This is a genomic window from Nitratidesulfovibrio vulgaris str. Hildenborough (assembly GCF_000195755.1).
GTDB lineage: Bacteria > Desulfobacterota > Desulfovibrionia > Desulfovibrionales > Desulfovibrionaceae > Nitratidesulfovibrio > Nitratidesulfovibrio vulgaris.
In genome coordinates, this window is record NC_002937.3 from 3,045,880 (window position 1) to 3,066,900 (window position 21,021).

The 21,021-nt window shown below is 63.2% G+C and carries 17 protein-coding genes, 2 tRNA genes and 1 riboswitch; of the genes, 13 read left to right on the forward strand and 6 right to left on the reverse strand.

Features of this window, described 5'->3' with window-relative positions; genetic code table 11:
* The first annotated feature begins 41 nt into the window (after nucleotides 1–41).
* The 4 genes from purB to DVU_RS13830 are packed head-to-tail and all read left to right on the forward strand — an operon-like array spanning nucleotide 42 to nucleotide 4,151.
* Nucleotides 42–1,334 (forward strand): adenylosuccinate lyase, encoded by a 1,293-nt coding sequence (purB, locus tag DVU_RS13815; RefSeq protein WP_010940202.1) that lies wholly within the window; start codon nucleotides 42–44, stop codon nucleotides 1,332–1,334.
* A gap of 11 nt (nucleotides 1,335–1,345) precedes the next feature.
* The gene (pyrE, locus tag DVU_RS13820) at nucleotides 1,346–1,906 is read left to right on the forward strand and encodes an orotate phosphoribosyltransferase (protein WP_010940203.1); all 561 of its coding nucleotides are present in this window, start codon (nucleotides 1,346–1,348) and stop codon (nucleotides 1,904–1,906) included.
* A 59-nt stretch (nucleotides 1,907–1,965) separates the two neighbouring features.
* A complete protein-coding gene (locus DVU_RS13825) occupies nucleotides 1,966–3,255 on the forward strand; it encodes a L,D-transpeptidase family protein (RefSeq protein WP_010940204.1) in 1,290 nt (429 codons plus the stop codon).
* On the forward strand, nucleotides 3,252–4,151 hold the full coding sequence (locus DVU_RS13830; RefSeq protein WP_014524588.1) for a hypothetical protein: 900 nt from the start codon (nucleotides 3,252–3,254) through the stop codon (nucleotides 4,149–4,151). The genes DVU_RS13825 and DVU_RS13830 overlap by 4 nt, the downstream gene beginning before the upstream one ends.
* A gap of 390 nt (nucleotides 4,152–4,541) precedes the next feature.
* Here DVU_RS13830 and DVU_RS13835 read toward each other — a convergent pair whose 3' ends face one another.
* Nucleotides 4,542–4,784 carry a hypothetical protein gene (locus tag DVU_RS13835; protein ID WP_010940206.1) on the reverse strand — a complete coding sequence of 81 codons (243 nt, stop codon included), beginning with the start codon at nucleotides 4,782–4,784 and terminating at the stop codon, nucleotides 4,542–4,544.
* An 83-nt stretch (nucleotides 4,785–4,867) separates the two neighbouring features.
* Entirely contained in the window at nucleotides 4,868–6,937 is a 2,070-nt protein-coding gene (locus tag DVU_RS13840) for a ribonucleoside triphosphate reductase (protein WP_010940207.1), read from the reverse strand.
* A gap of 154 nt (nucleotides 6,938–7,091) precedes the next feature.
* Nucleotides 7,092–7,265: riboswitch (cobalamin riboswitch) on the reverse strand.
* A 341-nt stretch (nucleotides 7,266–7,606) separates the two neighbouring features.
* On the opposite strand from DVU_RS13840, the gene DVU_RS13845 reads away from it, so the two are divergent.
* A complete protein-coding gene (locus DVU_RS13845; RefSeq protein WP_010940208.1) occupies nucleotides 7,607–8,455 on the forward strand; it encodes a flagellin in 849 nt (282 codons plus the stop codon).
* A gap of 203 nt (nucleotides 8,456–8,658) precedes the next feature.
* The gene (locus DVU_RS13850) at nucleotides 8,659–9,012 is read left to right on the forward strand and encodes a DMT family protein (RefSeq protein ID WP_010940209.1); all 354 of its coding nucleotides are present in this window, start codon (nucleotides 8,659–8,661) and stop codon (nucleotides 9,010–9,012) included.
* Here DVU_RS13850 and DVU_RS13855 read toward each other — a convergent pair.
* Together DVU_RS13855 and DVU_RS16895 are read right to left on the reverse strand one after the other, a co-directional pair.
* Nucleotides 8,999–10,300, reverse strand: coding sequence for a sensor domain-containing diguanylate cyclase (locus DVU_RS13855; RefSeq protein ID WP_226987311.1), 1,302 nt, complete (start codon nucleotides 10,298–10,300; stop codon nucleotides 8,999–9,001). The genes DVU_RS13850 and DVU_RS13855 overlap by 14 nt on opposite strands.
* A complete protein-coding gene (locus DVU_RS16895; protein ID WP_226987312.1) occupies nucleotides 10,195–10,716 on the reverse strand; it encodes a PAS domain-containing protein in 522 nt (173 codons plus the stop codon). The genes DVU_RS13855 and DVU_RS16895 overlap by 106 nt, the downstream gene beginning before the upstream one ends.
* Before the next feature lie 176 nt (nucleotides 10,717–10,892).
* Here DVU_RS16895 and DVU_RS13860 point away from each other — a divergent pair, with 176 nt between their 5' ends.
* Nucleotides 10,893–12,605 carry a glutamine--tRNA ligase/YqeY domain fusion protein gene (locus tag DVU_RS13860; protein WP_010940210.1) on the forward strand — a complete coding sequence of 571 codons (1,713 nt, stop codon included), beginning with the start codon at nucleotides 10,893–10,895 and terminating at the stop codon, nucleotides 12,603–12,605.
* A gap of 259 nt (nucleotides 12,606–12,864) precedes the next feature.
* Here DVU_RS13860 and DVU_RS13865 read toward each other — a convergent pair whose 3' ends face one another.
* Nucleotides 12,865–13,902, reverse strand: coding sequence for a DMT family transporter (locus tag DVU_RS13865; RefSeq protein WP_010940211.1), 1,038 nt, complete (start codon nucleotides 13,900–13,902; stop codon nucleotides 12,865–12,867).
* A gap of 325 nt (nucleotides 13,903–14,227) precedes the next feature.
* On the opposite strand from DVU_RS13865, the gene pdxR reads away from it, so the two are divergent.
* The 4 genes from pdxR (at nucleotide 14,228) to DVU_RS13885 (ending at nucleotide 17,863) form a co-directional block, all read left to right on the forward strand.
* Nucleotides 14,228–15,790, forward strand: coding sequence for a MocR-like pyridoxine biosynthesis transcription factor PdxR (pdxR, locus tag DVU_RS13870; RefSeq protein ID WP_010940212.1), 1,563 nt, complete (start codon nucleotides 14,228–14,230; stop codon nucleotides 15,788–15,790).
* An 84-nt stretch (nucleotides 15,791–15,874) separates the two neighbouring features.
* A tRNA-Gln gene (locus tag DVU_RS13875) sits at nucleotides 15,875–15,949 on the forward strand.
* 17 nt (nucleotides 15,950–15,966) lie between these two features.
* Nucleotides 15,967–16,044, forward strand: a tRNA-Glu gene (locus DVU_RS13880).
* Between the two features lie 139 nt (nucleotides 16,045–16,183).
* On the forward strand, nucleotides 16,184–17,863 hold the full coding sequence (locus DVU_RS13885) for a GGDEF domain-containing protein (RefSeq protein WP_010940213.1): 1,680 nt from the start codon (nucleotides 16,184–16,186) through the stop codon (nucleotides 17,861–17,863).
* A gap of 419 nt (nucleotides 17,864–18,282) precedes the next feature.
* On the opposite strand, the gene DVU_RS13890 is transcribed toward DVU_RS13885, so the two are convergent.
* A complete protein-coding gene (locus tag DVU_RS13890; protein ID WP_010940215.1) occupies nucleotides 18,283–19,320 on the reverse strand; it encodes a sigma-54 interaction domain-containing protein in 1,038 nt (345 codons plus the stop codon).
* Nucleotides 19,321–19,566: 246 nt separating this feature from the next.
* On the opposite strand from DVU_RS13890, the gene DVU_RS13895 reads away from it, so the two are divergent.
* Nucleotides 19,567–20,565: a sulfite exporter TauE/SafE family protein gene (locus DVU_RS13895; protein WP_010940217.1), complete on the forward strand. Its 999-nt coding sequence runs from the start codon at nucleotides 19,567–19,569 to the stop codon at nucleotides 20,563–20,565.
* 12 nt (nucleotides 20,566–20,577) lie between these two features.
* A complete protein-coding gene (locus DVU_RS13900; protein ID WP_010940218.1) occupies nucleotides 20,578–20,994 on the forward strand; it encodes a hypothetical protein in 417 nt (138 codons plus the stop codon).
* Nucleotides 20,995–21,021: the final 27 nt, after the last annotated feature.

The following is a 21,021-nucleotide window of genomic DNA, read 5'->3' on the forward strand; positions in this document are numbered from 1 at the left end:
ACGCCCTCCCCAAGCAATCGCAAGCCTGCCAAGGATTTTCCATGATCGACCGCTATACCCGCCCCGAGATGGGCAACATCTGGACACTGGACAACCGGTTCCGCGCCTGGCTCGAGGTGGAGATCGCCGTCTGTGAGGCGTGGCATCGCCTCGGCGTCATCGATGCAGAGAGCATGCAGACCATCCGCGACAAGGCCGACTTCGAGACCGACCGTATCCTTGAGATTGAGCAGGTCACGCGACACGACGTCATCGCCTTCCTGACCGCCGTCGAAGAGAAGGTCGGCCCCGCCGCCCGCTTCATCCACCTCGGCTGCACGTCATCGGACATCGTCGACACCGCCAACGGCCTGCTCCTCGTCAGGGCCGGCGAGCTCATCGTCAAGGGCTTCGAGCGGCTGCTCGACGTCATCGGCAAGGTCGCCCACGCCAACAAGGGCCGCCTGTGCATGGGCCGCACCCACGGCATCCACGCCGAACCCACGAGCTTCGGCCTCAAGATGGCCTGCTTCCATGCCGAGTTCCAGCGCCACCTCGCCCGCTTCAAGGACGCCCTCGAAGGCATCCGCGTTGGCAAGATATCCGGCGCGGTGGGCACCTATGCCTTCCTTTCCCCCGAGATGGAAGCCATCGCCCTCGACCTCATCGGCCTCAAGGTCGACCCCGTCTCGACGCAGATCATCCAGCGCGACCGCCACGCCCACTACTTCACCTCGCTGGCGCTGGCCGCAGGCGGCGTCGAAAGGCTGTGCGTCGAACTGCGCCACCTGCAACGCACCGAAGTGCTTGAAGCCGAAGAAGGGTTCGCCAAGGGGCAGAAGGGTTCGTCCGCCATGCCCCACAAGAAGAACCCCATCTCCGCCGAGAACATGACGGGCCTTGCGCGGCTCATCCGCACCAACGCCCTCGCGTCCATGGAGAACATGGCGCTGTGGCACGAACGCGACATCAGCCATTCGTCCGTCGAGCGCGTCATCATGCCCGACTCGACCATCCTCATGGACTACGTGCTGCATCGCCTCGCCAACCTCGTCGAGAACCTGCGCATCATCCCCGAGAACATGGACCGCAACCTCGCCATGTCGTACGGGCTGTTCTACTCGCAGCGCGTGCTGCTGACCCTCGTGGAAAGCGGCATGGCACGGCAGGAGGCCTATGTCATGGTGCAGCGCTGCGCCATGCAAAGCTGGGAGACGCACCGCCCCTTCCCCGACATCGTGCGGGCAGACGCGGACATCTCGTCGCGCATCGACGCCGCGACCCTCGATGCCCTGTTCGACCCCTCGTACTATCTGCGCCACGAAGACACCATCTTCCGTCGCGTCTTCGCCTAAAGGAGCCCCTCATGCAGGAACTCAAGAAACGCCTCGCCCGTCTGCTGGTCGAGAAATCGTACCGTGAAGGCGACTTCACCCTCACTTCGGGCCGCAAGAGCACCTACTACTTCGACTGCAAGCAGACTGCCCTGCACGCCGAAGGCTCGTGGCTCATCGGCACCCTGTTCAACGAACTGCTCAAGGATGTGGACATCGTGGGCGTGGGCGGCATGACGCTGGGTGCAGACCCGCTCATCTCCGCCACCACGGTCATCTCCCACGAGAAGGGACGCCCGCTGGCCGGGTTCATCGTCCGCAAGCAGCCCAAGGGCCATGGCACCGACCAGTACGTGGAGGGACTCGCCAACTTCAAGCCCGGCGACAAGGTTGCCATGCTCGAAGACGTTGTCACCACCGGGGGTTCCCTGTTAAAAGCATGTGAGAGGGTCAAGGCCGCCGGACTCGATATCGTGGCGGTATGCACCGTCCTCGATCGTGAAGAAGGGGGCAGGCAGGCGATACTGGACGCCGGGTACGAACTCATCTCCGTGTTCACCCGCGACGAACTCGTCGCCGCAGCCCGCTCGTAGAACATAACGACACCGCGCCCCCGCCCGCCGGGGGCGCGACAAAAAAACTTGCGGACCTGATGCACCCAGCCCTCATCCGACGTATCCCCATCCTCGCGCTGCTCTTCGTCCTTTTCGCAGCAGCCACCTCGTCAGCCTCGGACAAGGGCTGGAACACCGCCATCGCAGACAGCGACCTCACCCCGCGCCGTATTCTCGCTGTCGACAAGAACCACCAGCGCTTTCTCATCTTCGAACGGCACAGCCCGCTTGCGCTGCGTGGCACCTTTCCCTGCACCACAGGGCAGGCCGATGGCGACAAGGTCGCCGAAGGCGACCTGCGCACCCCCGAGGGCATCTATTTCATCGAAGGCAAGCGTACCAGCGGCCTCGACTACGGGCTGTACGGCGGCATAGCCTACACGCTGAACTACCCCAACCCCGTGGACAGGCTGCGCCACAAGAGCGGTTACGGCATCTGGATACATAGCAAGGGGCGCGACATCACGCCGCGCGAGACACGCGGGTGCATCGCCCTCAATCGTGGCGACATCGACGCACTTGCGGGCACACTCGCCCCCGGGACCCCCGTCGCGGTGGCGGATTCCGTCGCCTCTGACGCCTCGTTCAGCAAGCAGGACATAGAGACCGCCCGCAACCTGCGCGACCGTGTGTACGCATGGGCGCGCGCATGGTCGGCGCGGTCGCAGGAGATGTTCTCCTTCTACGACCCCGACGCCTACAGCCTCGCGCAAGACGCCCCTTTCCATGCCTTCAAGGGCCAGAAGGAACGTCTCTTCAAGACCCTGCCGTGGATACACACGACCGTGCACGACGTTAAGGTGTTGCAGGGCCCCGGCTACTGGGTGACATGGTTCGACCAGTACTACCGCGCCCCCAACCACACCAGCGAAGGGGTGCGCCGCCTCTACTGGCAGCCCGGAAAGGATGGCGTGATGCGCATCGTGGGCATGGAGTGGGTTCCGGCAGACCTTGGCATGGAAGACGACTATCTTGAGGATGTGAGCCCCCGCGTCGCCGAACTCATCGAACAGTGGCGCAAGGCGTGGGAGACCTGCGATGTGGAAGGCTACGCCTCGTGGTATGCCGAAGACGCCCGACAGGGCGACCGCGTCGGCGTTGCCGCCATCGCCGAACACAAGCGCACCTTGTGGGCGACCATCCGCCCTGTGAAGGTCGCCCTCGAAGGCGTACGCGTCGCCATCACCCCCGATGGCGTCACCGCCGACATGACACAAGACTACAAGGACACGCGCGGTTACCGGGACAAGGGCGTCAAGACCATCTACCTCAAGCCGTACGGTGCCTCTTGGCGCATCGTCCGCGAAGACTGGGCACCGCTGCCGTGAGTGCGCCCCGCCCTGCGAAGCACTACAGCCTGCTGCTCATGCGGGACGATGGCAATGTCCGCAGGCTGCGCGTCTCACCGCTGGCACTCCGCCTGCTGGTGACCACGCTCTTCATCGTGCCCGCCCTTGCCGTCCTCGGCATATGGGCTGCCGCGACCTTCTGGAAAGGCAATACGGCACTTGTGGATGCCAACCGCGACCTTACGCGTGAAATCAAGGAGATGCGCGTCGAACTAGAACGCCTCTCCAACCTGGAAATCCTTCTCGAACGCGAAGACCCCGTGCGATTGCACGCACTGGTGGCCCCTCGCAAGACACCAGCCCCCACAGCCTCCGCCCCGGGCGAGAGTGCGTCACCCCTCTCTGCACACGGTGACGGGGCGACGGCGACGCCTGATGCGACGTCATCCGGTGCCCCCGCCGGAGATACCCCCCCCGGCCTCACGACGGACCAGCCGGACGACGCAACCACCGGGACACCTTCCGATGCTTCGGAGGCCGCAACCGTTGCCCCCCTCTTTCAGGATGCACCAGCGTCCGCCCCGAAACGCGACATCTCGCCCATCAACAACGGGCAGGCACGCGTCGACGATGTGCAGGTGCAGATTTCGCCGCAAGGGAAAATCCGTGTGACGTTCAGCCTCTCCAACGGTGACACGTCCCGGCAACTGGCAGGGCATGTGGTCTTCGTGGCCATCGACGGCAAAGGAACGGGACACGACCTTGCCATCCCGGCAGAGGCTGCCGACTTCCGCATCTCGCGCTTCAAGAAGATTGTCGCTTCGGCGCGCCTGCCGCAGGGCCTTTCCAGCGGCGACATCGCCCTCGTCGCCATCGAGATACGTAGCGGGGACACCATCGTCTTCCGCGACGCCTTCCCCTTCCGGCGCAACTAGGGCCCTCTCTGTCCATTGTCGCGTCGCGGCGTCACAACCACGGGGCATCCTTCACCGGCACCGTGCCACGGCCGCCCGAGACAGTGAAGGCGACGCCCGTCATAGTCCGAAGCCCCTCTTCCGCTGTATCGAACGGTACCAGACCTGATGACCCGCCTGACCTTCCGACCTGATGCCCCGCCCGACCTGCCCGACCTCCCGACCTGCCCGGCCTGATGGCCCGCCAGCCTTTCAATCCCGGTGCACAAGAAGCAGGAACACCCATACGCGAAATGCCCGGCGGTACCAGACCTTCCGGGCATTGCTGTATGCTGATGCAGGCGGTGAACGTAGCGACGCATCGGGGGAGATGGTCATACACCGTCCCCCCTTCGCGCAGGGACAGAGGGCCTATTCGCTGCCGTCACCGGGGAGATGCACACGCGACACCACCGCACGCACGGCTTCAAGCGCCTGCCCGCGTTCCTGCGCCGTGCGCTGCCACTTCTTCTTCTCCTTCTTCAGTGCCTCGATGGTCTGGAGAAGGTCGCGGATGGTTCCCGCCGGATAGCCCGGCGTTCCCTGCCCGTTACGGTGCAACTCCTCGTCGTTGCGCTGGCGAAGGGCCTCAAGCTGGCTGGAATTGAGTATCACGGAGCCTCCGGGCGTCTGATGCGCGAACGGGGCGGCGGCAAAGACCGTCCGCCCCGTGTGACCATGCTGTCCGACGCGGCGCGCTAGCCGTTGCCGCAGCCGCAGAAGCTGTTGGCGCTGTATTCCTTGCGTTCCTTGTACTCCTGCTGCTTGCCGAGGTTCCAGCGGTTGACGGGCCTGTAGTAGCCCACCACGCGGGTGTAGACCTCGGCCTCGTCACCGCACTGCGGGCAGTTGAAATGCTCGCCGTGCAGATAGCCGTGATTCTGGCAGATGGAGAACGTGGGCGTGACCGAGATGTAGGGGATGCGCGTCTTGCTCATGGCCTTCATGAGGTAGTTGCGCACAGAGTCCTCATCCGGTGCCGCTTCGCCGAGGAACGAGTGGAACACCGTGCCCCCGTTGTACAGGGTCTGGAGTTCGTTCTGATGCTCCAGCGCGGAGAACACGTCATCGGTGATGCCCACGGGCAGAAGCGTCGAGTTCGTATAGTAGGGCACGTCACCACCGGAGACGGCGATGTCCTCGTACAATTCGCGGTCGACCTTGGCAAGGCGGTAGCAGGTGCCTTCGCCGGGGGTCGCCTCAAGGTTGTACATGTGGCCCGTCTCTTCCTGGAAACGCACCGTGAGGTCGCGCAGGTGGTTCAGGGTGCGCTTCATGAGCCGCAGCCCCGCCTCGCTCTCGATGCCCTTGCCAAGCAGGTTGAGGCACGCCTCGTGCCCGCCGATGAGACCGATGGTGGAGAAGTGCCCGTTGTAGCCGTTCTTGAGGTAGCGGCGCGAGAACGGGAACATGCCCGCCTCGAGCAGCTTGGTGCACAGCTTGCGCTTGTATTCGAGGGCGTCGCGCGCCATCTCGGCATACTCCGTCACCATGTCGAGGAAGTCTTCCTCTCCCTGTGCGAGGTAGGCGAGTTTGGGCAGGTTGAGCGTGACCACGCCGATGGAACCGGTGAGGTCGCCCGAACCGAAGAGACCGCCCGTGCGCTTGCGAATCTCGCGCAGGTCCATCTGCAGACGGCAGCACATGGAGCGTACGTCTTCGGGGTTGAGGTCGGAGTTGATGAAGTTCTGGAAGTACGGCACCCCGTAGCGCGCCGTGAGCTTCAGCAGCAGCCTGCCCGCCTCGGAATCCCACGGGAAGTCGGGGGTGACGTTGTAGGTGGGGATGGGGAAGGAGAAGATGCGCTTGTCGGCGTCGCCTTCGAGCATGACCTCGATGAACGCTCGGTTGATCATCTCCATCTCCACCCCGTACTCGCCGTAGGTCGAGTCCTTGAACTCGCCACCGATGATGACAGGCTCGTTGGCGATGTGCTTTGGCGGTGCGAGGTCGAAGGTGAAGTTGGTGAACGGGCTTTGCCCGCCCCACCGCGACGTGGTGTTGAGGTTGTAGACCAGCTTCTGCATGGTCTGCTTCACCTCGTCGTAGGTCAGCCCGTCATGGCGCACGAAGGGGGCGAGATAGGTATCGACGTTGTTGAACGCCTGCGCACCGGCCCACTCGTTCTGCAACGTTCCGAGGAAGTTGACGATCTGCCCGCAGGCCGCATCGAAGTGGTTGGCGGGTGCGGCGCAGCAGCGGCCCTTGAGGTTGAAGCCCTCGAGCAGCAGGTCGCGCAGACTCCAGCCCGCGCAGTAGCCAGCAAGACCGAACGAAAGGTCATGGATGTGGAAATAGCCGTGCGTATGGGCGAGGCGAACCTCTTCAGGGTACTTCTCAAGCACATACCGTGCTTGCACAGACCCCGCCATATGCAGGATGAGGCCCTGATACGAATGCCCCATGTTGGAGTTTTCGTTGACCCGCCAGTCGCTACGGTCGAGGTAGCTTTCGATCATGCGGGCGATGTCGAGATAGGCCTGATTCTGGTTGCGCATCTCGCGCCGCTTCTCGCGGTAGATGATGTACCGTTCGGCGACTGCGTAGAGACGGGCTTCCATGAGCACGCGCTGCACCATGTCCTGCACGTGCTCCTGTTCCGGGGCGTCCACGTCTTCAAGCTTGGCTTCGACGCGTGAGGCAAGGCGCTTGCCGAGCAACGGGTCTTTGATACCGCTGGCCTTCAGGGCCTTGTTGATGGCGTGCGCCACCCTGTCGACCGACCAGGTTTCCACCCGGCCGTCGCGCTTGAGAATCTTCTTGGGCATAGGATGCTTGGCTCCGGGCACGCACAAGACCGGCGGACCCCGTCATGGCAACGGGCGGCACTGCGTGCGGAGGCACGGGTCGACGTCGGAAACGTCGCCACCCGCACCGCGAATGGTGAATGGCTGAACCCCCGGTACATCCGCGTGCAACGAGGGATCGAGACTGCTCCGGCCCGGTATTCTGGCTCTCCCCACTCACAACCGCCTTCCCGCCCGCAGGGGGCAGTGGCTTCATGGCTGTGGCGTGGCGCCCGAGGCGCAGGGATGACAGCGGCGGGACCGCTCCGGACTCGCACCGGATTCCCGAAACCGGAGAAGAACGACGGTGCACGAATAGCAGACGGGGAAGGACGCGGCAACCCTTTCACGTGGTGCACAGGCAGCCCGCAAACCGTTGACGGGCAAGGCATCGCCCTCGTAACGACATGAAATAAAACACTTAAAATTTCACCTTCACACACGTGTCCGACAAGGCTCGCCACACGGCAGAAGGCTCGTCATACCGCACGGCTAGCGGATGGCTGCGCCATGCCCACTCGGCCCGACACAAAAAAACAACCGCCTCGCCGCTGTCATGGCGGTGCCTTCCCTTTTTCAGGTCAGCCCTAAAGTTCCCTCCCCTCCGTCCGATACGACTATCGTTAGGGTTTATCAGGCAAGGAGCACGCCATGGCAGACCGGAACCTGCAAAGCTTCATCGTCGACTACTCGCTGCAACTTCTCCAGCAGGACATGCTCACCAACAGCCTGTTCATGGGGAGTGCAACCGGCAAGACGCTGCGCGACCTTGTCCTGAAAGAGGCGAGCGTTCCGCTGCGCACCGACCCCACCGCCAAGGCTCTTTCCGGCACACTACGCGCCGACGCCGGCATGTTGCGACAGGCGTCGAAGAATGTGGCCGAAGCACAGAGCATCATGGACACCGGTGCCAGCGCCATGAACTCCATCAAAGACATCCTCGCCGACATGAAGGACATCGCAGACGAGGTCGCAGCGGGCACCATGACCACGGCCAACGCCAAGCCACTCTACAAGTCGCTACGGGACGAGATGCGGGGTATCATCTCCTCCACATCCTACAACGGCATCTCCCTGCTGGACGGCACGAACTGGGGTACAGACAGCCGCATGACGACGTCGGGCAGCGGCACCACCCTTTCCGGTTCGCTACGTATCCAGTCCGGCAGCGACGGCTTCGACCTCGCACTGCTGGACATGAAGAGCGACCTTTACAACGCCTACGACGATGGCACGGCGGACCTCGCCAACGCTGCGGCGGCAGCCGCCACCGCCACAAGGCTCAGCACCGATTCGACCACGGTGACAACCATCGCCGACCTGTACGCAGGGCGCTCGTCCAGCATCGCGGGCCACAGCGCCGCGCTGGCGAAACAGGCGGACATCATGGACGCAGCAGCCATCGTCCGCGAAAGAGGCAATGACGGTCGCACTACCGAGGAGTTGCTGCTCGACCTCATCCTGCGCGCATCAGGGACACTGGTGGACGAGAACGGCTGAGCACTCTCGGAATGCATGACAGAGGTGCGAAGGCGGGCGGAATGGCGTGAGACGACGCAGTACATGGCAGACGGGGCATGATTCCAGACGGCATGGCGCTTGCGATGCGGCAATGCAAGGCCTGACGCTTGACCAAGCCTGCGCTTCGCGGCACAGCAAGGCACGGCGCGCACGCGTCAACCGATACGCCTTGAGGAGCCTCCATGTTCGCATCCCTCCCCGTTCCGGTGGTCACCATCGGCCTGCTCTTTCTCTCCAACGTGTTCATGACCTTCGCATGGTACGGGCATCTGCGGTTCAAGGCCATGCCGCTCACGCTTGCCATCGCCGCAAGCTGGGGCATCGCCTTCTTCGAATACTGCCTTCAGGTACCCGCGAACAGGGCGGGCTACGGCTACTACAACGCCGTCGAACTGAAGACCATTCAGGAGATCATATCCCTTTCGGTGTTCGTGGTGTTCTCCGCCCTCTATCTCGGCGAACCTGTACGCTGGAATCATCTTGTCGGCTTCGGTCTCATCGTGGCCGCGGCCTTCTTCATCTTCAAGGAATGGTAGGCGACTCGGGGCATGACATCTCGAGAAGGGCCACCGGGCCGCACACCACACGGTCACGTCCCGAGGCCTTGGCGCGGTAGAGGGCCTTGTCGGCGGCGCGCAGCACCTCGGTCACCGAATGATAGGGAGGACACGACGCGACCCCCACACTGACCGTGACCCGCAAGGCCTCACCCCGTCCGTCGTCGCACGGCACCTCCATGGCTGCGATGGCTGCCCGCAACCGTTCCGCCACACAGCACGCCGCCTCGGGCCCCACGCCCGGCAAGAGTACGCCGAACTCCTCTCCCCCCAGACGACCCACGGTGTCGACGGTGCGCAACAGGGGCACCATCGCACGGCCAAGCCGCCGCAGCACCTCGTCTCCGACGGCGTGCCCCCACGTGTCATTGACCAGTTTGAAGTTGTCCACATCCATGACAAGGACAGAAGCCACCGCCCTGTCGTGGCAGCAACGCTGCATCATGTCGGCCAGGGTCTCCATGAATGTCGCCCTGTTCGAGACGCCTGTGAGCGCATCCATCGAGGCCATCCGCCGCAGTTCGACCTCCTGCCGCTTCTGGTGCGTGACGTCGCGCACCACCGCGTAGATGCGTCTCTGTTCGACCTCGGGCCGCGCACTCCACGACAGCCACCTCCATGTGCCATCGCTGCATCTCAACCGCACCTCAAGCCCCCGGACCCTTTCACCTGCTGCGAGTTGGTCAAGAGCCTGCGCCACGGCAGTGGCATCAGCCTCATGGGTGAGCCCTCCCAGCGACGTCTCCAGCATCTCGGACACCGTCCAGCCAAGGGTGCTGTTCCACGCCGGATTGACCTCGTGGAATCGCCCCTCGAAGTCGAGGATGCACAGCATGTCGAGAGACAGTTCGAAAAGCCGCGCCCGCGACTCCTCTGCATAACGCCGCGCAGTCACGTCCATGAACAGACCGATGACCCGCGCCGGAACGCCGACGGCATCACGCCGCACTACCCGCCCCTGATCATGCACCCAGCGCAGGGCATCGCCCCCGTCATGGATGCGGTACTCTGCCTCGTACCTGTCCGTGCGCCCCTCAAGGTGGGCGTTGAGCGCCGTGAGCACGCGATTGCGGTCGGCGTGGTGGATGCGTTCCATCCAGTCGTCGATGCCCCGCTGCGTCCAGCCCGCCGGGAAACCGAGCAACGCCACCCACCCCGGATTCACGGAAAGCCGCCCTGTGCGCACATCCCAGTCCCAGAGGCCCAGCGTCGCTGAACTCGCCACCAGTTCGAGACGTTCTTCGCGGCTGCGCAACGCCTCGCCCATGCGTGAACATTCGGTGACGTCGTGCACCACGGAAACAGCAACTGCCTTTCGCCCACCATGACGGGGTGCGAATGCACCAGCATCTCGCGCACCTCACCGGTCGCAAGGCGATGCGGCATGGAGAACCTGTTCGCCAGTCCCGTCGCGGCGGCCCTGCGACGGGCCAGTATCTCATCCCGTTGCAGCATGTTGATGTCGTCGATGAACATCGTGCAAAGACATTCGAACGGGTGCCCATAGAAGGCGCACGCGGCACGGTTGGCCTCGACGATGCCGCCCGACTCCGGTTCGATGAAGAGCATGGGCGCCGGATGATGTGACAGGGACCCTCCATCCAGCAGTACGCCGGACGGAAGACGCGCCGCACACTCGGGGTCGGCGGCCGAAAGACCGTACAACTCCATCAGCCCTCTCATAGTTGCCTCCACATATCATAATCCCCGACCGCCTATGATATGGCAAGCACTTTGCGCTTCGGCCACGAGTGCCGGACGTCAGAGCACCATTGACCACCCACGGCCCATCCCGTAATCTGGCGTGTCCGGCGTGAGGACGCCAATCCAGCCCCAGCCCACACAAAAGGGACCATACCATGAGCGAACAGAACCCGAACGTTTCCGAACGAACCACCGAGGCGACTCCCGGCCTCGACTTCGTGCGCAGCCGCGTTGTCGCCGACAACAGAACGGGCCGTTTCGACGGTCGCGTACACACGCGCTTTCCCCCGGAACCCAACGGCTATCTGCATATCGGGCACGCCAAGTCCATCTGCCTCAATTTCGGCATAGCGAACGAATACGGCGGCAAGTGCAACCTGCGTTTCGACGACACCAACCCTGTCAAGGAAAGCCGGGAATACGTCGACTCCATCCGCACCGACGTGGCATGGATGGGCTTTTCGTGGGACGACCGTGAATTCTACGCCTCGAACTACTTCGAACAACTCTACCAGTTCGCCGAACAGCTCATCATGGCTGGCAAAGCCTACGTGGACAGCCTCTCCGCCGAGGAGATACGCGCCCACCGGGGTACGCTCACGCAGCCCGGCACCGAAAGCCCCTACCGCAACCGTAGCGTTGAAGAGAACCTCGACCTCTTCCGCCGCATGAGAGCTGGCGAATTCGCCGACGGCACCCACGTGCTGCGTGCCAAGATAGACATGGCTTCGCCCAACGTGGTCATGCGCGACCCTACGCTGTACCGCATCCGCCATGCCCACCACCATCGTACCGGCGACGCATGGTGCATCTATCCCATGTACGACTTCACGCACTGCATCTCCGACTCGCTTGAGGGCATCACGCATTCCATCTGCACCCTCGAATTCGAGAACAACCGCGAACTGTACGACTGGACGCTCGATGCCCTCGGCGTCTACCACCCGCAGCAGATAGAGTTCGCCCGGCTCAACCTCACCTACACGGTGCTGTCCAAGCGCAAGCTCATCCAGCTTGTGGAAGGCGGCTTCGTGAAGGGATGGGACGACCCGCGCATGCCCACCATCAGCGGCTTGCGCCGTCGCGGCGTGCCCCCCGAGGCGCTACGCGAATTCTGCGCCCGCATCGGCGTCGCCAAGGCGGACAGCACGGTCGACTACGGGCTGTTCGAGTTCTGCATCCGCGAGCGCCTCAACGCCACCACCCCCCGCGTCATGGGCGTTCTCGACCCCATTCGCGTGGTCATCGAGAACTATCCTGAAGGGCAGGTCGAAGAGTTCGACATGCCCTACCACCCCGAAGACGCGTCTTTCGGTTCGCGCATAGTGCCCTTCTCGCGCGTGCTGTACATCGAACGTGACGACTTCAGGGAAGACCCGCCCAAGAAGTTCTTCCGACTCGCCCCCGGTGCCGAAGTGCGCCTGCGCTACGCCTACTACATCACCTGCCGCGAGGTGGTGAAGGACGAGGCGGGCAACATCGTCGAACTTCGCTGCACCTACGACCCCGAATCGCGCGGCGGTTCGTCGCCCGACGGTCGCAAGGTCAAGGGGACGCTGCACTGGGTCTCCGCTGCCCATGCCGTTGAGTCGGAAGTGCGCCTCTACGAGCAACTCTTCGCCGTATCCGACCCCGATGACGTGCCCGAAGGCGGTGTCTTCACCGACAATCTCAATCCCGACTCGCTCAAGGTCGTCCGCGCCATGCTCGAACCTTCGCTGGGCGGCATCGAACCCGGCACCAAGGTGCAATTCGAGCGCATGGGCTACTTCTGCGCCGACCCGGACTCCGTGCCCGGTGCGCCCGTGTTCAACCGCACCGTGACCCTCAAGGACACGTGGGCGAAACTCGAGAAGAAGATGGGCTAGAAAGGCGACAGTCGCACGAAGCTGACACGGAACGCCCCGCATTCGCGGGGCGTTCTACGTTGGCACAGTGGAAGGGGCATCAGCCACCTGCCATGGCAGTAACCGGCGATTCCGCTAACAGCCGTCGGCCCTCGCCACGTGCCTGCATGCCATCGTCGCCGGACAGCAGGCCGCCCATGCAGACGGAAGAGGGCGGCAAGCGAAGGCATGTCCGTACCTTCGCCTCCCGCCCGTCAGGTGGGGGACAAGCCACACGGCCTCACGCTTGACCGTGCGATGGGGCCTCCCTTTCCTGCATTGTAGAGGGCACGGCATCAGCAGCCTTGGCCTGCGGCGGCACCTTCACCCTGGAGGGGATGAGGCGCAGCAGGCCTACACCGCTTACGATGAGCAGCGCACCGGCCCATTGCATGGTTGTCAGCTTCTCGCCAAGCCATGCGTCGGCGATGACCGCCGTGAGCACTGGTTCCAGTAGAAGAATGGTATTGGCCACCACCACGGGCAACAGGCCCAGTGAGACGTTGTACAGCCCGAAGCCGAGCAATGTCGGCCCTGCGGCAAGGATGAAGAGCGCAAGCCAGCAACCGGGGGCCATGCCAGACCCTACAAATCCGGCCGCACCAAGTCCCAGTCCCGGCGCATAGGCCGCCAGCAGAAGGTTGGCAACAGCCTGAAACACCGCCGCATAGGCGAAGATGTGCAGCAGTGTCACCCACGCATCGATACCGCGCCGTGCAGCCACGCGCCCCAGCATGCTGTAGGCCGCATACAATAGGCCCGAGGCGATGCCCGTCACGAGGCCCAGCGTACTCATGTTCCACGCGCCGGGGTCGGCAACGCCGCAGACCATGGCGCACCCCACGAGGCAACCCGCCACCGTGAGCATGAGGGGCAGTGTAAGGGCCTCTCCCAGCAGAAGCCAGCCGAAGATGCCCGTATACGCCGCTGAACAGTAGACCAGCACCGTCGCCACGGCGGCACCCGTCTCCACGATGGCAATGGTCCAGTCCATGTTGAACACGGCAAGCAGCAGACCGTAGCCCGCAAGCAGCCATCTGTCGCGCCATGACCTCAGGCCGATGGGTATCCCCCTCCATAGCAGCACCGGCAACAGCGTAGCCACCACGAAGAAGTTGCGCCAGAAGGCCAACTGCACCGGAGGCAGCGCGTATTCGACGCTGATGAACCGTATGAGTATGCCCGTGAAGGACATGATGACCGCACTGACCAGCGCGATGACGTAGCCACGGGCACCACTTTGTGCCGTGTTCGCCCCACATTCGATGCCATAACCCATGATCGTCTCCTATTGCCTAGCCTGTCCTGCTTGGGTAGGCTTGAAACGACCCGGCGAAAAGGGGCACTTTTGACATATTCGATGGGGTCACTCATGTGTACCTGCCACCAGACCCCGGCAGCGCGTCTGCATCCCGGAACTCCGCAGACAAACCACCATGAGAACCCGCCCAGTGCGGAAGACACGCCACAGGGGCATCCTGATGCCGAATCGGATGTGCAGGAACGCGAAACGGGATATCCAGCCACGAGAAGGCGCGCCCCCGATGGAACGCGGGCAATCGGCACACACTCCCAGACAGACCTGAACCCTTTGAAGGCCCGCCATGAACATCCCGCTGGACAGAAGCCTCAGCCTACCTCTCTATGCACAGGTCGCCGCCTTCATTCGCGCGCAGATAGAACGCGGTGCGCTCGAACCGGGCATGAGGCTGCCTTCCATACGCCGCCTCTCACAAGACCTCGGCGTAAACCGCGTGACCATCGAGACGGCCTACGGTGAACTTGAGGCCGATGGCCTCGTGACCGCACGCGGGGGCAGCGGAACGTTCGTGCTTCCGCCCTTTCCCGCATGTGCCCTGCCCTCTCTCGACGGTAGGGCGGTCCCCGCCGCCCCCCCCGCTGCGACAGGCAGGAAAAGGGGCACGGCGTCTTCGGCTTCTGATGCCGCCACCGTCGAACTTCCGCGCTGGCAGCAGGCCCTTTGCGACAGACGACCCGACCTGTCCTGCGACCTGATGATTCCCTTGCAGGTTCCCGGTCCCGATGAAGGCCCCATCGCCCTCGCCAGCGGCAACAGCGACGCACGCCTCTTCCCCCTCGCCTCGTTCAGACGCACTCTGCGCACCGTTCTCGCCCGCGACGGCATCAAGGCCCTTGAGTATGAAGACCCGGCGGGCTACGCGCCCTTGCGGCGCACCATCGCGCGCATCCTCGCCGACCAGGGTGTTCCGGCGACACCCGACACGGTGCTCGTCACAGCAGGCTCACAGCAGGCACTCCATCTTGTGGCGCAGGTCGTCCTGAAACCGGGAGACCCCGTGTATGTCGAAACGCCATCCTACGCCGACGGCATGGCGCTCTTCCGCACACTGGGGTTACGCATCGTACCCGTCTTCACAGACAGCGAAGGCATGTCCGCCGAGGGACTGCGCGAAGCCATCGCCCGCCACGGACACGGGCTCGTCTTCACCATGCCCAATTTCCAGAACCCCACGGGCATCTGCATGAGCGGCCAGCGCAGACGACGGATTGCGGCCATCGCCGTGGCGCACGGTGTTCCAATCCTCGAAGACGACTATGTGGGTGACATCAGATACGAAGGGTATTCACAGCCTTCGCTACACAGCCTCACTCCGCCCGGACACACCTTTTACGCAGGGACGTTCTCCAAGATGCTGGTCCCCGGCCTTCGCATGGGGTACCTCGTGGCCGAAGGGCCGGTGCTGCGGATGCTGGCACGGGTGAAACGCATGTACGACCTCTCCACCTCCAGCGTCGTACAGCGCACACTGGAACGCTTCGTCGACCTCGGCAGCTACCGTGCCCACCTCACCCGCGCGTGCCGTATCTACAAGGTGCGTCGTGATGCCCTTCTCGACAGCGCAGTGCGCCACCTGCCGGACGATGTGACCATCGCCCCCGTGCGGGGCGGGTTGTTCGCATGGATGACGCTGCCGGAGGGGGTCGGTGCCACTGTGCTGGCCCACGAAGCGGCGCGGCATGGCGTGACCGTGACTCCGGGTACCCCCTTCTTCGCAGAAGGGCTGGAAGGTGAACGACACCTGCGCATCAACTTCACCCAGCACGACCCCGAGATTCTCGAAGAGGGAATGCGCCGCCTTGCACGCGCCATCGCCCGCTGCCGCAAGGGAAAGCACTGTGCCTGACGCCGGATATCGGATAAAAATCCGAAAAGTGACGTTGGCACATTGACAAGCGTGCCGACTCTCTATACAACGGCTCCTCGCTGATGGGCTGTCGTTCAATTGGCAGGACGACGGATTCTGGCTCCGTTAATCTAGGTTCGAGTCCTAGCAGCCCAGCCAAGCACCCCCCTTATTGCGTCCCTATCGTCTAGCCCGGCCCAGGACAACGGCCTTTCACGCCGTCGACAGGGGTTCAAATCCCCTTGGGGACGCCACTGAAGTCATGCCCTCATGTTCCCACATGAGGGCTTTTCCTTTTCTGCGCGACGCATAGCTTCTAGAGATATAATGCGTTGTCCGGGCAAGGCCTCCGTGTCATACTGCATGGTTACCACGCCTCCATAAGGAGCCGCCATGCAGCACCAGCCCCCTGCCCCCCCTCCACGGCACGCTCTCGACGCGCTTGTGGATGTCACCACGCGCCGCCCCCGACTGTCGCGGCTGCTTTCGCTCGTCGCCGTACTGGTGCTCGGTGCCGCCTGTATCGTGGTGTTCTCCATATATGCCCGCACGATGGATGAAATCCGCAGGGACCACAGACACATCGCGGAACGGCACGCCCGCGAGGTCGAATACTTCATGGAGTCACGTCTTGATACGGCCCAGGCCATCGCCGACATGGGCAGCAGCCTCCTGAACGAAGGTAGCCCCCCCCTGCCCTGGGTCGCCGATGCCCTTGCCCCCGTCCCCGAACGTTACGGCTATGCGCTGAATCATGACAGCGCACCGCCGTTCACAGCCGGAAGCTCACTCACGGGACTCGGCCCTGTGCCCCTGACGCATGATACCCTGCGAGAGATGACCATGTCGCTACGGCTGCTCATCCTCTTGCGCGAGGTCTTCCAGCGCGACAACACCACCCCGTGGGTCTATTACACCTCGGAACGAAGGTTCATGCTCATTCACCCGGCGGCGCCCCCTTCATCCTTCTTTTTCGAGGACATCGTACTGGAACTGCCCTTTCATACGCTGGCGCGCCCGGACGCCAACCCGGCACGCGCCCATTATCTTACCCCGCCCTACCTCGATACGGCGGGAAAGGGCTGGATGGTGACAGCCGGTGGCCCCGTCTATGAACGTGACATCTTCAGGGGCAGCCTGTGCATCGACATCTCGTTGCGGCAACTTCAGGGCATCGCAAGCCACCACCTCAAGCACGATGTACGCATCGTCATCACCACGCCCAAGGGGGAGTTGCTCGCTGACAGCGCCATGGAAGGCGACATGTCGACGCACGACAGCCTGCTGGCATTGCCGCAGCACCTCTCTCAAGCGATGGCCGACATCAGGTCGCAACGCGAGGTGGGCGTGATGCATGCCGGGTACACAGTGTTCCATGTCCCGCTGAACGACCTCGGGTGGCATCTGCTCCTTACCATGCCGACACGCAACATCGCCAACGACGCGCTCTTCGCGGCCCTGCCTGTCGGGGGCATCCTCGTACTGCTGGCCGTCAGCATCTGGCTGCTCTACATCCTTGCCGTGGCCTTGCGCACGAATCGTGAACTCTCCATCCGTGACAGTCTCACCGGGCTGCACAACAGGCGCTTCTTCGACGAGGTGCTGGCCATGGAACTGGCACGGGCGGCACGGGGGGAACGGGGATTCGGGCTGCTCATCGTGGATGTCGACCGCTTCAAGGAGTTCAACGACACCTACGGACACGCCGAAGGCGACCTCGCCTTGCAACATCTGGCGCGCGTTCTCGTGTCATCTTCGCGCGAACTTGTGGACATGGCGTACCGTCTTGGCGGCGAGGAATTCGCCATCATCGCCCATGTGGACGACGCGCTTCAGCTGGATGACGTGGCACGCCGGGTATGCGCAGAGTTGCGAAGCCTTTCGCTGCCCCACACCGCAAGTCGAAGCGGTATCCTTTCGGTCTCCATCGGCGGGGCCATGCTACAGTCGGGCGAGGTCTCCACGGCGGACACACTCTACCGCAGGGCCGACACGGCACTCTACCGCGCCAAACAGGCCGGACGTGACACGCACTGGATAGACGGGCTTACACACCCCGCCCCTTCACTCTGACACGCTACAGAAGCTGGACCGCGCTGCAACCCGACAAGCCGCGACGCCCCAGACGCAAGCGGACATGCCGACCCGTTATGGCGACTCAGGTATGACCGCCTGCCATGACGACCAGTCACGGCGGCCAGTCACGGCGGCCCGGTATGACCGGATGTTTCATGACACTGGCAGGATGACACCGCCATTCCGGCCTCCCCGCCACTAGCCCCCAGGAGAGACGGCGAAGAAACCGGCAACACGGTCTTTCATGGCCCGCGCGACACTGAAGGGGAAGCACCATGCAAGAGGGGCGGCAATCTTTTGCCGCCCCTCTTGCATGGTCGCCACAACACGACAAACAACCAACTAATATATATGACATTCATGCCACGACTTTTTCGGGCATGAACTCAACGGGCCGACTTCATGTCGTGTGCGTTTCAGAATCGCAACGCATACTCCGCAAACTTGTAGCGCAGGGTACGCGGGCTCACTCCCAGCAGGCGGGCCGCCTCGCCCTTGTTGCCGCCAGTGGCGCGCATGGCCTTGAGGATGACGCGCACCTCGGCCTCTCGTCTGGCCCGGTCGAGGCTCAGGTCTTCCGGCACCTCGTGGGGCACCCCCACCTCCACCGCAGCGGCTGAACGCAACTCAAGCGGCAGATGTTCAGGCCCGAGAACGCCTTCCGGCGCGAGCAACGCGATGCGTTCCACAAGATTCTTGAGCTCGCGCACGTTCCCCGGCCACTGGTACGCCGCCAGCGCCTGTTCCGTCTCCGGGGCGAAACGGACACCGGGCCGATGGTACTTGTCGCCATAATGGGTCAGGAAATGCCGTGCCAGCGGCACGACCTCCTCCTTGCGGGCACGCAAGGGCGGAAGGACCACGGGAATGACATTGAGCCTGTAGAAGAGGTCGGCCCTGAACTGCCCCTGCCCCACCATCTCCTGCAAATCACGGTTCGAGGCGGCGACGATACGCGCCTGAAACGGGATGTCACGCTGCCCGCCGATGCGCCTGAAACGCTTCTCTTCCAGCACCCGCAGGAAATCCGCCTGATTGGCACCGGGTATCTCGCCCACTTCGTCAAGGAAGAGCGTCCCCTCCGAAGCGAGCTCGAAACATCCCTGACTCATTCTGTGCGCCCCGGTGAACGCCCCCTGCTCATGGCCGAAGAACTTGTCGGCGAAGAGCTCACCCTCGTGGACTCCGCAATTGACTGCCACAAAAGGCTTTTTGGCTCGAATGCCCATATCGTGGATGAGACGGGCGAAGAGTTCCTTGCCCGTTCCCGTCTCACCATGAATGAGCACTGGCGCATCGGAGGAGGCGACTTGCGACGCAAGCACCCGCAACCTTTGCATGACGCCTGACAGAAGCAGGAAGTCCGTTCCGTTCTGAAGCGTTTCGCGCTGGGGCGATACCGTCCCCTCAATGGGAAGAGAATTGCCGCTATGCGGTAATTTTTTGCCGCTCATGGAGTCTTGATAGCTTGTAATCCGTGGAACGGCAAGCGCTCACCGCTGGCACGGAACTTGTTATACATGTCACAAGTCCACGACAAAAAGCATTGCACAACTCGCAACCATGCTTTTTTACGGACTTCTATCGCTACAATGCGGCAGACCAGTCCACGGAGAAGAAATAACCGGAGGAATGGGAACCGCGTCACCGTGTTGGTTGTTTCATTTGTGTTTCAATGTTTCAAAAGAGGACAACACCGTATGAAAACCCGCAACGCGACGAGGCTCCTCTGCCTGCTCACCTGCGTAGCCCTGGCCGGGGTGGCCCTGCTTCTCATGGCCATGCCCGCGACAGCCACCAGTGCCGCACAAGACGTGGCCCAGTCGGTCACCCAGTCCGCAGCGGCCCTACCCGGCAACCATCCGTGGTGGTTCTGGCCCACCACACTGCTGTTCTTCTGTTTCATTCTCGGCATCATCGCCGTTCTCGCCGGTGTGGGCGGCGGCGTGCTCTTCGTTCCGCTGGTCAGCGGCTTCTTCCCCTTCCACCTCGACTTCGTCCGCGGCGCGGGTCTTCTGGTGGCCCTCGCCGGTGCCCTCGCCGCCGGCCCGGGCCTTCTCAAGCGCAACCTCGCCAGTCTCCGCCTCGCACTTCCGGTGGCCCTCATCGCCTCCAGCTGCGCCATCGTGGGCGCCATGCTGGGCCTCGCCCTGCCCACCAACATCGTGCAGATATTCCTCGGTGCCACCATCCTCTTCATCGCGTGCCTGCTCCTGTTCTCCAAGAACTCGGTACGCCCCGAAGTGAAACAGCAGGACGCCATCGGCCTCGCCCTCGGCCTTCAGGGCGCCTTCATCGAACCCACCACCGGTGAGACCGTGGAATGGAAGACCCACCGCACGCTTCCCGGTCTGCTGCTGTTCATCATCATCGGCATCATGGCGGGCATGTTCGGCCTTGGCGCAGGCTGGGCCAACGTTCCGGTGCTCAACCTGCTGATGGGCGTTCCGCTGAAGGTCGCCGTGGGAACCTCCAAGTTCCTGCTCTCCATCACCGACACCTCGGCAGCGTGGGTCTACCTGAATCAGGGCTGTGTCATCCCGCTGATGGCCATTCCCTCGATCGTCGGCCTGATGCTCGGTTCAGTGGTCGGCGTGCGTCTGCTCGCCGTGGCCAAGCCCAAGTTCATCCGCTACATGGTCATCGGCGTTCTGATATTCGCCGGAGCCAAAGCCCTGCTCAAGGGCCTCGGCATCTAAGGAGGTCGCACAATGTCGCTTTCCACCAAGGCTTCTCCGGCGCAGCTGCGCTACGCCAACATGCTCTTCTACGGCTGCTGGTCTTCGCTGGCACTCATGGTCATCACCTACGTGCTGTATGTCAGTGGCATCATCACCCCCCACGTGCCACTCGAGCAGGTCACACAGCTGTGGGGACAGCGCGTGGACGTCTACCTCGCACAGGGCAACATCCCCACAGGCTGGGGCTGGCTCGCGCTCATCGGGCAGGGCGACTTCATGAACTTCATCGGCATCGTGCTGCTGGCGGGCATGACCATCATCTGCTACGTGCCGCTGGTCTTCGCCTTCATCCGCAGCAAGGAGCCCATCATGTTCTGGGTGGCCGTTGGCGAAATCGTCGTGCTGTGCGTGGCGGCATCGGGCATCTTCGGTTCCGGCGGACACTAGGCAACCTGTAGGCAACGCCGTATGGTG

What these genes read in the sequence shown, in the direction of transcription:
- DVU_RS13890 (WP_010940215.1), bottom strand. Translation starts at nt 19,320, where the DNA reads ATGAGCGGCAAAAAATTACCGCATAGCGGCAATTCTCTTCCCATTGAG.
- DVU_RS13900 (WP_010940218.1), top strand. Translation starts at nt 20,578, where the DNA reads ATGTCGCTTTCCACCAAGGCTTCTCCGGCGCAGCTGCGCTACGCCAAC.
- DVU_RS13865 (WP_010940211.1), bottom strand. Translation starts at nt 13,902, where the DNA reads ATGGGTTATGGCATCGAATGTGGGGCGAACACGGCACAAAGTGGTGCC.
- DVU_RS13840 (WP_010940207.1), bottom strand. Translation starts at nt 6,937, where the DNA reads ATGCCCAAGAAGATTCTCAAGCGCGACGGCCGGGTGGAAACCTGGTCG.
- DVU_RS13845 (WP_010940208.1), top strand. Translation starts at nt 7,607, where the DNA reads ATGGCAGACCGGAACCTGCAAAGCTTCATCGTCGACTACTCGCTGCAA.
- DVU_RS13860 (WP_010940210.1), top strand. Translation starts at nt 10,893, where the DNA reads ATGAGCGAACAGAACCCGAACGTTTCCGAACGAACCACCGAGGCGACT.
- DVU_RS13885 (WP_010940213.1), top strand. Translation starts at nt 16,184, where the DNA reads ATGCAGCACCAGCCCCCTGCCCCCCCTCCACGGCACGCTCTCGACGCG.
- pdxR (WP_010940212.1), top strand. Translation starts at nt 14,228, where the DNA reads ATGAACATCCCGCTGGACAGAAGCCTCAGCCTACCTCTCTATGCACAG.
- DVU_RS13855 (WP_226987311.1), bottom strand. Translation starts at nt 10,300, where the DNA reads ATGGGCGAGGCGTTGCGCAGCCGCGAAGAACGTCTCGAACTGGTGGCG.
- pyrE (WP_010940203.1), top strand. Translation starts at nt 1,346, where the DNA reads ATGCAGGAACTCAAGAAACGCCTCGCCCGTCTGCTGGTCGAGAAATCG.
- purB (WP_010940202.1), top strand. Translation starts at nt 42, where the DNA reads ATGATCGACCGCTATACCCGCCCCGAGATGGGCAACATCTGGACACTG.
- DVU_RS16895 (WP_226987312.1), bottom strand. Translation starts at nt 10,716, where the DNA reads ATGAGAGGGCTGATGGAGTTGTACGGTCTTTCGGCCGCCGACCCCGAG.
- DVU_RS13825 (WP_010940204.1), top strand. Translation starts at nt 1,966, where the DNA reads ATGCACCCAGCCCTCATCCGACGTATCCCCATCCTCGCGCTGCTCTTC.
- DVU_RS13850 (WP_010940209.1), top strand. Translation starts at nt 8,659, where the DNA reads ATGTTCGCATCCCTCCCCGTTCCGGTGGTCACCATCGGCCTGCTCTTT.
- DVU_RS13895 (WP_010940217.1), top strand. Translation starts at nt 19,567, where the DNA reads ATGAAAACCCGCAACGCGACGAGGCTCCTCTGCCTGCTCACCTGCGTA.